Origin of the sequence: Lacibacter sediminis (assembly GCF_014168535.1) — a bacterium.
Taxonomy (GTDB): domain Bacteria; phylum Bacteroidota; class Bacteroidia; order Chitinophagales; family Chitinophagaceae; genus Lacibacter; species Lacibacter sediminis.
In genome coordinates this window covers 347071-358999 of the sequence record NZ_CP060007.1, presented here as the reverse complement: position 1 = coordinate 358999, position 11929 = coordinate 347071, and the positions used below count along the sequence as shown (strand labels likewise).

11 protein-coding genes are annotated in these 11929 nt (G+C 39.8%); 10 read left to right on the top strand and 1 reads right to left on the bottom strand.

Features of this window, described 5'->3' with window-relative positions; genetic code table 11:
* Positions 1-46 precede the first annotated feature (46 nt).
* The 6 genes from radA (at position 47) to H4075_RS01645 (ending at position 6761) form a co-directional block, all read left to right on the top strand.
* Positions 47-1441 (top strand): DNA repair protein RadA, encoded by a 1395-nt coding sequence (radA, locus tag H4075_RS01670; protein WP_182803552.1) that lies wholly within the window; start codon positions 47-49, stop codon positions 1439-1441.
* 77 nt (positions 1442-1518) lie between these two features.
* Positions 1519-2223, top strand: coding sequence for a ComF family protein (locus H4075_RS01665; RefSeq protein ID WP_182803550.1), 705 nt, complete (start codon positions 1519-1521; stop codon positions 2221-2223).
* A gap of 66 nt (positions 2224-2289) precedes the next feature.
* Positions 2290-3681: a choice-of-anchor Q domain-containing protein gene (locus H4075_RS01660; protein ID WP_255460281.1), complete on the top strand. Its 1392-nt coding sequence runs from the start codon at positions 2290-2292 to the stop codon at positions 3679-3681.
* 103 nt (positions 3682-3784) lie between these two features.
* The gene (locus H4075_RS01655; RefSeq protein WP_182803547.1) at positions 3785-4333 is read left to right on the top strand and encodes a glutathione peroxidase; all 549 of its coding nucleotides are present in this window, start codon (positions 3785-3787) and stop codon (positions 4331-4333) included.
* A 79-nt stretch (positions 4334-4412) separates the two neighbouring features.
* Positions 4413-5588 carry a DNA polymerase III subunit gene (locus H4075_RS01650; protein ID WP_182803545.1) on the top strand — a complete coding sequence of 392 codons (1176 nt, stop codon included), beginning with the start codon at positions 4413-4415 and terminating at the stop codon, positions 5586-5588.
* Positions 5589-5672: 84 nt separating this feature from the next.
* Complete coding sequence (locus tag H4075_RS01645) at positions 5673-6761, top strand: carboxypeptidase-like regulatory domain-containing protein (protein ID WP_182803543.1); 1089 nt, start codon at positions 5673-5675, stop codon at positions 6759-6761.
* A 119-nt stretch (positions 6762-6880) separates the two neighbouring features.
* On the opposite strand, the gene H4075_RS01640 is transcribed toward H4075_RS01645, so the two are convergent.
* Complete coding sequence (locus H4075_RS01640; RefSeq protein ID WP_182803541.1) at positions 6881-7837, bottom strand: UDP-3-O-(3-hydroxymyristoyl)glucosamine N-acyltransferase; 957 nt, start codon at positions 7835-7837, stop codon at positions 6881-6883.
* 657 nt (positions 7838-8494) lie between these two features.
* Between H4075_RS01640 and H4075_RS01635 the strand changes: the two genes are divergently transcribed.
* From H4075_RS01635 to H4075_RS01620, 4 genes are all read left to right on the top strand, one after another.
* Positions 8495-9373: a YicC/YloC family endoribonuclease gene (locus H4075_RS01635; RefSeq protein ID WP_182803539.1), complete on the top strand. Its 879-nt coding sequence runs from the start codon at positions 8495-8497 to the stop codon at positions 9371-9373.
* Between the two features lie 157 nt (positions 9374-9530).
* The gene (locus H4075_RS01630) at positions 9531-10034 is read left to right on the top strand and encodes a gliding motility lipoprotein GldH (protein ID WP_182803537.1); all 504 of its coding nucleotides are present in this window, start codon (positions 9531-9533) and stop codon (positions 10032-10034) included.
* Positions 10034-11005, top strand: coding sequence for a sensor histidine kinase (locus tag H4075_RS01625; RefSeq protein WP_182803535.1), 972 nt, complete (start codon positions 10034-10036; stop codon positions 11003-11005). The genes H4075_RS01630 and H4075_RS01625 overlap by 1 nt, the downstream gene beginning before the upstream one ends.
* Before the next feature lie 11 nt (positions 11006-11016).
* Positions 11017-11730: a response regulator transcription factor gene (locus H4075_RS01620; RefSeq protein ID WP_182803533.1), complete on the top strand. Its 714-nt coding sequence runs from the start codon at positions 11017-11019 to the stop codon at positions 11728-11730.
* Positions 11731-11929: the final 199 nt, after the last annotated feature.

Sequence of the window (11929 nt, the reverse complement as noted above, 5' to 3'; positions counted from 1 at the left end):
CGATGATTTTTTTTAATGCACTTTTATGTGATCGATAATTGAATACATGAGTAAAATAAAAACATCTTTTTTTTGTCAGAACTGTGGATATGAATCAGCAAAATGGATCGGTAAATGTCCATCATGTAATGAGTGGAACACATTTGTTGAAGAATTAATTACAAAAGATAAAAGCAATCCGCAAAAACAAAGCTGGAAAGAAAGTGCCGGTAACGGAGAAATGAAAACTATTTCTTTGAGCGAAGTAAAAAGCAGTGAAGAAAAAAGAATTGTAACAGATGATGCAGAATTAAACCGTGTGCTTGGTGGTGGTATTGTACCGGGAAGTATTGTTTTAATTGCTGGTGAACCGGGTATTGGAAAATCAACGTTGTTCTTACAAATAGGTTTGCATTTAAAAAATATCGTAACGTTATATGTAAGCGGCGAAGAAAGCGAACAACAAATTAAAATGCGTGCCGATCGTTTGCAAATGAGCAACGAAGATTTTTATTTACTTACAGAAACATCAACGAATACCATCTTCCAGGAAATAAAAAAACTGAAGCCACAGGTTGTTATAATTGATTCCATTCAAACATTACAAACACCGTATATTGAAAGTGGCCCCGGTAGTATTTCACAGATCCGTGAAACAGCGGCGGAGTTGCAACGCTTTGCAAAAGAAACCAACACACCTGTATTTCTCATTGGGCATATTACAAAAGATGGCAACATTGCCGGACCAAAAATTTTGGAGCATATGGTTGATACGGTTTTGCAGTTTGAAGGTGACCGTCATTATGCATATCGTATTCTGCGTACAATGAAAAACCGTTTTGGGTCAACATCTGAACTTGGTATTTATGAAATGACTGAAACAGGCATGCGACCAGTCATTAACCCCAGTGAAATTCTCATCACACAAAAAGAAGATCAGTTAAGCGGTATTGCTATTGCTGCCACAATGGAAGGAATGCGACCATTGTTAATAGAAGTGCAGGCATTGGTAACACAAAGTGTATATGGTACTCCGCAACGAACAGTAAGTGGTTTTGATCTAAGGCGTTTACAATTACTATTGGCAGTTCTTGAAAAGCGTGGTGGATTTCATTTCGGCATGAAGGATGTATTCTTAAACATTGCAGGTGGATTGAAAGTGGAAGATCCATCGATCGATCTTGCAGTATTGTGTTCTTTACTGTCGAGCTATGAAGATGTGCCGCTTAATCCGCATATTTGTTTTGCAGGCGAAGTAGGATTAAGTGGGGAGATAAGAGCTGTTAATCGTATCGATCAACGGATTGCAGAAGCTGAGAAACTTGGTTTCGAAAAGATCATCATCAGCAAATACAATCTTGGTCAGCGGAAAGAGAATGAAAAAAAACTGCAGCAGAAATACAACATTGAAATAATCACCATGAGCAAGGTGGAAGAACTATATCAGTATTTGTTTCAATAAAAAGCTGTTAGCTGACAGCTATTAACTACAAGCAAAACATCCTTGCAAATTTTACGGCTGTGTTATATCTTACTATCATGATCAACACCCGTAAATTATTCAATGATTTTATTCATCTGCTCTACCCACATAACTGTGCCGGTTGTGGAAGCGATCTGCTGGAAAACGATCAATCGATCTGCATTCGTTGTTATACCAATTTACCTGAAACAAATTATGCAGCACTTCCCGGCAACCCGATCGAAAAGATATTTTATGGCCGATTGAATGTGGAATATGCAACTGCCGGTTATTACTTCAGCAAAAGTTCTGTGTTGCAGCGATTGATCCATCAACTCAAATACAATGGCAATATAGAAGTTGGTCACCAGCTTGGTCAATGGCTCGGATTACAACTTCAGAGAAGTAACCGCTTTAATGCTGTTGATGCATTGATTCCTTTACCACTCTATCCATCAAAAGAAAAGAAACGTGGTTACAACCAGGCAACAGTTTTATGCGAAGGCATCGCTGAAATCATGAACATTCCCATCCTGAACAACATTGTATTACGCAAACGATATACTGATACTCAAACCAAAAAAGGAAGAACAGAACGATTACTAAATGTTGATGGTAGTTTTGAAGTAAGCGATGCAGTTGCGCTTCAACAAAGACATGTATTATTGGTTGATGATGTTATTACTACCGGAGCAACACTCGAAGCTTGTGGCATTGCAATAAAAGAAACGGAAAATGTAAGACTCAGCATTGCCACATTGGCCTGGTCGAGTGATGATTAAAACAAAAAATAAGTTTAACAACCGCACAATACCATCTTTCCGATACGGATGCTTATTTTTACAACTGTGAGAAACTACTTACCCATACTGCTTATCTTTTCCCTTGCAATGGCCATTGGCTGTAAAAAGGAATCATTCACCAACAGCACCGAAGCAAAACTCATCATTGGCAACGATAGTTTACGTTTTGATACCGTGTTCACAACAGCCGGATCTGTTACGCAATATTTCCTCATCAAAAATGAAAACAAGCAAAAAATCAATATCAGCAATGTGCAGTTGATGGGTGGCGCCGCATCGGCTTTTAAAATGAATGTTGATGGAAGCCAGGGAACACAGTTTACCAATATTGAAATTGCAGGCAACGATAGTATGTATGTATTTGTGCGGGTGAATGTGAACCCCAATGCCGATAACCAACCTTTTGTTATCCGTGACAGTATTAAACTGCAATGGAACGGCAACACAACGTTTAAACAATTAGAAGCGTGGGGACAAAATGCAAACTACATCCGCAGTACTATTCTTCAGGGAAATATCAACTGGACAAAAGATAAACCTTATGTGATCCTCGGTGGAATGATCGTTGATACAAATGCCGTACTCAATATTCAGCAGGGAACAAGAATTCATCTCAATGCCGATGCACCTTTTATTGTTGATGGCACGCTCATCATCAATGGTACAAAATCAGACAGTGTTGTTTTTCGCAGTAATCGTTTAGATGATCCTTACCGTGATTATCCCGGAGCATGGCCCGGCATTTATTTCCGTGGAAGCAGTATCAATAATCAATTGACCTATACTTATATTAAAAATGCATACCAGGGAATTGTGGTGGAGCAACCTTCTTCAAACGCAAATCCCAAACTCAGGTTGAACAATTGTGTGCTGGATAATATTTATGACATCGGCCTGTTTGCAGTCAACAGTAGTGTAGTTGCCAATAACTGTCTCATCAGCAATTGCGGAACAAACATTGCATTGATCTATGGTGGCAGTTACCAGTTCAATCATTGCACGGTTGTATCTGCATCCAATTCATTTGTGCAACACAAAAACCCGGCACTCACCGCTACCAATTTTGTAAAACAGAATAATACAATTTACACGTCGCCATTGACAGCCGTATTTACAAACAGTATTGTTTGGGGCGATGAGGGATTTGTTGACAACGAAATTGTGGTGCAGAAAGAAGGGACGGATGCTGCGAATGTTACGTTGAATAATGTCCTGTTCAGAGCGAAAGTCGATCCATCAAATACTGCTTTCAGTAATGTGTTGCGGAATACGAACCCGCAGTTCGACAGTGTGGATGTGGTACGCCGCATTTATGATTTCAGGCTGAAAGCTGGCTCTCCTGCTATTAATAAAGGTGTAGTTACTCCGCTGACGACCGATTTTAACGGATTCTCAAGAGTTGGTTTGCCTGACCTGGGCTGCTACGAAAAACAATAACCTTTCACAAATTTGATGAGAGGAAGATCAAAATCCCTCAATTCGCATGATCTTTGAACAGAATAACAAGTTTCTTGTTATTTCCTAAAACAATTGAATTTTTATGATACGTTTACTTCTTGCCCTTGTGGTGTTCGTTTCGTTTGCTTTTACGATCAACGAGAAAAAAGCAGTCAGTGCACCTCCCTCCGTTTATAATTTTAAAGTAGAAAGCCTCGAAGGCGGTATGATCGATTTTTCCAAATACAAAGGAAAAAAGATCCTGATCGTTAATACCGCTTCAAAATGCGGTTATACAAAACAGTATACCGAATTAGAAGAACTGTATAAAAAATACAAGGATAAGTTGGTCGTAATTGGTTTCCCGGCTAACAATTTTGGCGGGCAGGAACCAGGCACCAATGCAGAGATCAAAGAATTTTGCAGCAGCACTTACCAGGTTACATTTCCAATGGCTGCAAAGATCAGCGTAAAGGGGGAAGACATGCATCCGCTTTACCAATGGCTTACCAGCAAAGAAAAAAACGGAGTGCTTGACGCTGAGATAAAATGGAATTTCAATAAGTTTTTATTGAACGAAAAAGGAGAACTGGTTGCTTACTTTCCAAGTAAAGTAACACCGTTGAGTGAAGAAATTACAAGCAAGCTGTAAGGAATTTTTTATAGTACTTGAAAAAGCAGAAGTAAATTACTTCTGCTTTTTTATTTTCTGCAAATCCTATCTTCGCCCCATGCAATTCAGCCACATTATTGGACAGCAGCACGTGATCCAGCAACTGAAAGAGATGGTGGACAATAACCGCCTGAGCCATGCATTGCTGTTCATTGGTAAAGAAGGAAGCGGTGGTTTGCCCCTTGCACTTGCTTTTAGTTCTTATGTGGTTTCGCAAAGCGAAAAAAACAAACCTGTAGCAACAACTGCCGGTTTGTTTGGCGATGAACCTGTAGCTCCAGCTTCATCGCATGGCGCAGAGTTGGCAGAACAATACATTCATCCCGATATTCATTACAGCTATCCCGTTATTCCAAGAAAGAGTGGTGACAAACCCGTGAGTACTGATTACATTACTGAATGGCGTGAGTTCATCAAACTATATCCTTATGGCAATGTGTACGATTGGCTTCAATTTATTGGTGCAGAAAACAAACAGGGAAATATTACAGCGGCAGAATGTGCAGATATTATCCGCAAGCTGAATCTTAAAAGTTTTGAAAGTGAATACAAGATTTTGTTGTTATGGATGCCTGAATACCTCGGTAATGAAGGCAATAAACTATTAAAGCTGATCGAAGAGCCACCGGCCAACACCTTATTTATATTAGTAGCAGAAAACGAAAGTCTCGTATTGCCAACAATAGTAAGTCGTTGTCAAACCGTTCGTATTCCACCAATCGATTTAACAGATACTGCAATCGCCTTGGTCCAACGCAGCAAACTCAGCGAAGAACAAGCCATGCAAATTGCAGGTGTTAGTGAAGGCAACTACCGTGAAGCATTGCAATTGATTCAGCACGCAGAAGAAGACTGGCAATCGCTCTTGCGTGAATGGCTCAATGCAGTATTAAAGACCGGGCCGGTTGCACAAGTAAAATGGGTTGATACTGTAAGTGCGTTAGGCCGTGAAAAACAAAAACAATTCCTGCGCTACTTTACACATTTGCTTGAGCAAAGTATTCGCCTGCGCACAATGGGGGAAGAACATTTGCCGCTCACCGGTGCTGAGAAAGATTTTGCGATACGTCTTAATAAACTTTGCGACATCAGTCAACAACAGGCAATTACACAACTACTCGACCAAACGGCTTATCATATTGAGCGCAATGCGAATGCTAAAATGTTGTTCATGGCACTCACCATTAAGCTCTATCATATCATTGCCAATAAAACGGTGATTGAAGTTGGTTAATTTTTATCAGGCAGTCCGTTTCCCCGAAACTTCTTTACGGCCTGAAAATTGTTTATTTTTATCCATCTCAATGAAAAATCACATATGAAAACAATCCTTTCATTTATCCTTATTCTACTTACAAGCTCCGTTTCAGCACAATCATATTTCTATATTAAAGGAAAAGTAGTAGATGATAGTACTCGGCTTCCTCTGGAGGGCGCATCTGTACTTTGTCAAAATACCACGAAAGGAACCATTACCAATAAAGAAGGCGAATTCAGAATGGAACTACCGGCAGGCGGGCATAACCTTGTTATTACTTACACGGGTTATGAAACAGAGAGTGTGCGCATCAGTTCATCGCAGGATAACAGCAATGAACTCAACATCATTTTAAAAAAGAAAGAAAAGAAACTGGAAGAAGTGGTGATACAGGCCAGCACTGAAGTAAAAGATGGCTGGACGAAATACGGCAAACAACTTTCAGATTATTTTATTGGCAGTACGCCTTTTGCCAAACAATGCAGCATCGAAAATCCTGATGTGCTCAAATTCTATTTCTCACGTAAAAGGAATGTATTAAAAGTAAAAGCCGAAGAACCGGTGGTGGTGATGAATTATGCATTGGGTTACCGCATCAGCTACCAGCTCGATTCATTTATTTATGATTACAATACCAAGTTCAGCGCTTACGCCGGTGTTGCTTTTTATACTGAACTTGATTCAACAGCTGAACAAAAAACTGTTTGGCTAAAGAACAGGGAGAAAGCATACCAGGGATCACGACTGCATTTTATGCGTTGTTACTACGACAGCACGTTGGCCGATAATGGTTTTGTGATCGAACATATTTTCAACGACACAATCACCGCAAAACCAAGGATCCGTTCTTTGGAAAATCCTTATGATTCGGCTGTGTATGTTTTAGTGGATAGTGTAGATAAAGAGATCAACCTGTTTGGCAAATACCGTATCGTGTACACTTTGCAGCCAATGGAAAAAGAATACCTTATTGCTAATAAATATCCATTAAGTGCAAAAGAGCAGCTTTCAACACTTGAACTGCTCAATGGATTTGTAATTACAGAGAATGGATTCTTTTATGAACAACACGAAGTGATCAACAGCGGTTACTGGGCCTGGAAAAATTTAGCTGATCAGTTGCCCTATGATTATTGGCCGGAGGATTGACAGCCAGTTTTAAGTTGTAAGCGACTCGCTAAAAGTAAATACAAAACTCTGTGTCGTTAAATCCCAATTACTAATTACCAATCCCTAATTCCCTCCCTCAGCACTAAAAAATTCTTCAACTATTCCTTTTCTTCAAGGCGTTTTACTTTTTCCCATAATTCAGGAATACGTTTTACCCACACCAACTCTTTTCGTTTTTGCAGAGCATCATCTACCGGTGTACCGAAATACGATTTATTCCCCTCCAATGATGATGGCACGCCGCTTTGTGCAAACACAACTGCATTTTCTCCAATGGTTAATGTTTTGCTTACACCTGCCTGTCCCCATAACACCACACCGTCTTTAATTTCCACTGCACCAGCCACACCCACCTGCGCTGCAAACAAACAATTCTTACCAATCACGGTATCATGACCAATATGCACCTGGTTATCGAACTTGGTACCACGTCCAATCACGGTATCGTGTGTTACACCTTTATCAATTGTACAGCCCGATCCCATTTCTACATCATCTTCAATGATCACCCTGCCGCAACTTTCCATTTTCTTATACCACACATCACGGTTCTTTTTGGTGTTGAAATAAAACGCATCGCTGCCAATTACCGTTCCTGCATGCAGTATAACGTTGTTACCAATAACTGTATGATCATAAATAGAAACATTCGGATGAATAACACAGTTACTTCCAATTGTAACATGATTACCCACAAACGCACCCGGCATAATAACTGTTCCCTCACCAATCGTTGCAGAATCGCTGATCAATTTATCAGATGGAGTAAACGGACGAAAGTGACGAACAATTTTTAAATAAGCTTCAAACGGTTGTTCACACACCAACAATGCTTTTCCTTCAGGTACTGCAGTTTCTTTATTAATGATAATAAAACTTGCAGCCGAATGAATACACTTATCATAATATTTTGGATGATCAACAAACACAAGATCGCCTTCTTCCACTTTGTGTATTTCATTAATACCTGTTGCTAATCCATTTTTATTTCCTGTAACAACTGCGCCAATCAGTTCAGCAATCCATTGTACCGGAACCGGAGAAGGAAACTTCATACGTTGATTTTTGCCAAAGGTAATATGTTTCAGTTTGCAGCAACAAACCATGAAAGATCCGAAAAAGAACTGCCAAACCGGAAAAACAACCCTTCGGGAAAACTTTTTTTGAAAAAATTTTTTGGCATTTTTTGCTGCTTTTAAAGACCAATAAACGATGTGTTTTATCTTCAACAAAACATAAACTTATCTATCAGTAATTATTGCAAAAACAAAACGAGTGATTTTGCAACTTGCTGAAACTATTGCCAACAAAGCATTTCAGAAGAATTATTTTTTTATGAAGTACGCCTCGCTTGTTGATCAAATAAAAAATCATCGTTACTGTTGCATTCATTTTTATCTTTAACTGCTTCAAAAACGCATAACCCTTTTCCACACGCAAACTCAAAATGTGAATAAAATTTTTTTGAAAAATTTTTTATATCGGAGAAATTATTTTTAATATTGTGCAGGGAAAGAAATTTCCTGGTACTTACTAACCCATCCATCATAAAAGCTCGGTGTCTTCCGGGCTTTTTAGTTTTCACTCACTTACATTTTTTATTACACCACAAACTGCAAAAGATTATTCCTGTCGTTATACTACTACATCAGCTTGTTTTAATTAAATCACCCCGAACAAACGAAATTCTTTACATTGCTTAAAAATAAGCTATGCTTAAATCAATGACCGGTTTTGGAAGAACCGAAGAGGCCGCCGGCGATAAAACATTCCTGGTTGAAATAAAATCTCTCAACGGAAAACAGTTTGAACTCAATTTAAAAATCACTCCATTATTAAAGCCGTATGAGTTTGCGATACGTACAATGTTATCGGAGCAACTGATGCGTGGCACGATTGATTGCAATATTCTCTTAAAGCAAAACGGAGGCAATGGCGCCATCACCATTAATAAGGAAATGGCCAAAGCTTATTTTCAGCCATTGAAAGAAGTAGCTGATGATTTAAATATCGGGCTGAGTGAATATGTACTGGCTGCAATGTTACGTTTGCCCGATGTGGTAGTTCCCAACACCGATATTTTAAGTGAAGATCAATACGGACAGTTTAAGCAAACGCTGCAAAATGCCATTGATGCGATTAACAAACATCGCCTGCTTGAAGGTGCCGCCTTGGAAAAAGATCTCATCGAACGTATTAATAATATACTCGCCTACCAGGAAAAAATTTCTGAGCTCGAGCCCCTTCGTCAACATAAAATGAAAGAAGAGCTCCGCCGAAAAATGGAAGAGCAGGTTGGTAAAGAGAACTATGACGTGAACAGGTTGGAGCAGGAAATGATCTACTACATTGAAAAGATCGACATCAGTGAAGAGCAGGTGCGTTTGCGCAACCATTGCGACTATTTCCTCAACATCCTGAAAGAAGGTGAAGAATCAAAAGGAAAGAAGCTTGGTTTTGTGTTACAGGAAATTGGCCGTGAAATTAATACCACAGGCGCCAAAGCCTACGACTCCGGTATCCAGAAGCTGGTAGTACTCATGAAAGACGAATTGGAAAAAGCCAAAGAACAGGTGCTGAACATCCTGTAATTAAACTTATCTATACTGTATAAAAGACAATTCAGGAATTGGGAATTGGGATTTTGGATATTGGTTCCTGGGTTTTGGATTTTGATACTAGGTTTTGGGTTTTGTACTTTTTTCGATTTTCTTTTTTAAGGTATTTACATTTGTAAAAACATTTCGCTTGAAACCATTGCAGCGCTTACATACTCTTGCAAATTCTCTCCTCATCGGTTCAACTATTCTTTCTTCTGTGTTACTGAGCAGTTGCAGTTCAATCGATGCATTTGAAAAAAATGCAGAGATACCAAAACACAAATGGGCTTATGATTTTCAACCGGAAGTTGTGTTTAACATTACCGATACGGTTTCAACCTATAATGTATTGGTTACGTTGCGTCATACAGATGCTTATGCCTATAAAAACATCTGGCTCTTTCTTTCTACCCGTCAACCCGGCGACAGTACTTTTCAAAAAGAACGCTTTGAATTAACCCTGCAAGACCAGGAAGGTAAATGGATCGGTACGGGCATGAGCGATATCTGGGAAGTGCGTTATCCCCTGTTCAACAATATCAGGTTTACCAAGCAGGGCAATTATAGCATTCGGTTACAGCAAACAATGCGTGATAATCCGTTGTTACATGTTATGAATGCCGGTGTGCGTATCGAAAAAGCAAAATCATAATGGCTTATACCAACAAAGTATATAGTTTCCGCAATTTCTCCTTCTGGTTCTGGATCCTTCTTATTTATGTAGTAGCAGCATTGGTGTGGTGGTTTATTTCACTTGAGCGCCAAAGTGCTGATATGACTGCCTTGAAACTGGCCCAATTAAAACTCGACGATCCGCAATACGATTTGCTGCGTGATGAAACGCTGCTGTTTCAGAAACGACAATCTGCAAAATACATTGGCGAAGGCATTACCTTTCTTGCATTGATCCTTGCGGGTGCGGTATTTGTGTATCGCTCCATCCGCAAACAAATTGAAGTATCTGCCCTGCAGCAAAATTTTATGATGGCCATTACGCATGAGTTGAAAACACCTATCGCTACCACACGACTCAGCATTGAAACCGTGTTGCGTCGAAAGCTCGATGAAGTGCAGCAGCAAAAACTCCTATTGAGTGCCTTGAGCGAAACCAACCGACTGAACATTCTCACCAATAATATTCTTCTTGCTTCGCAAATGGAAGAAAAGAATTTCCAGCGTGAGCATGAAGAAGTAAACCTGGCCGATGTGGTGGAAACCGTGGTGAGTGATTACAAAAACCGCTACCCCAACCGACGGATCGAAGCCAGCGCCGATAAAGACCTTTACATTGAAGGTGACGAATTGCTGATCCAGATCGCACTGAGTAATTTGATCGACAACGCACTGAAGTATGCACCAAAGGAAAGCCCGGTGTATATCGACCTGATGGATGATAACGACACCACCCAGATCAAAGTAAGCGATGAAGGTATGGGTGTTCCCGACGAAGAGAAGCAGAAGATATTTGAAAAGTTTTATCGCAGCGGTAACGAAAACACACGCAAAGCAAAAGGCACTGGGCTTGGTTTATACCTTACCCGTAAGATCATTACCGATCACAATGGTGACATATTTGTGATGAACAATACCCCACGTGGAAGTATTTTTGTAATTCAGTTTTAAACACTACACACATGTCGGCCACAAACAAAGCATCTATTTTACTGGTGGAAGATGAAGAGCATTTACTTGATGCTTTGAAATTAAATCTTGAACTGGAAGGTTACGAAGTAACCACGGCCGGTGATGGTGTGGCTGCTCTCAAAGCAGTGGAGAATGAATATTTCGATCTCATCATTATGGATGTGATGATGCCGGAAATGGACGGCATCAGTGCTACAGAAAGTATCCGCATCCGTAAGAACGAAGTGCCGATCCTGATGTTGAGTGCCAAGAATACATCACATGACCGTGTGCTGGGTTTAAAGAAAGGGGCCGATGATTATCTTACCAAACCGTTTAACCTCGAAGAGTTGTTGCTGCGTGTGGAGAAGCTCATCGAGAAAAATAAAAAGATACAGGACAAAGACAGCATTGGCGAAAGCTACAGCTTTGGTAATAACAATATCGATTTTAAAGCGCAGGAAGCCGTCAACTTTAAAGGCGAAAAAATACAACTGAGCAAAAAAGAAAGTATGCTCCTGCACCTGTTAATTGAAAACAAGAACGAGGTAGTAACCCGTGAAAAAATTCTGCAGGTCGTTTGGGGTTACAACGTGTATCCTACTACTCGTACTATCGACAACTTCATCCTCAACTTCCGTAAGTATTTTGAAGAAGACAGCCGTAACCCGGTTTATTTCCATTCGGCAAGAGGGGTTGGGTATCGGTTTGTGGAGGGGGAGTGAAACTTTGACTTGTCTTTTATCTCTATACCCTAGTAAGCATATCCTTAATATCATGTCCTTGACCCTTAAAAGATTTAGTAAAACAATAAGAGGAAAAGAACTGCTTTTGTTAGCTCTTATAGGAGTAGGTTATTTTGCATATTCTCTTCTAATCCCTGTTGCACAAACGGCTAACAACAAACACAGCAGTACAGGTGAT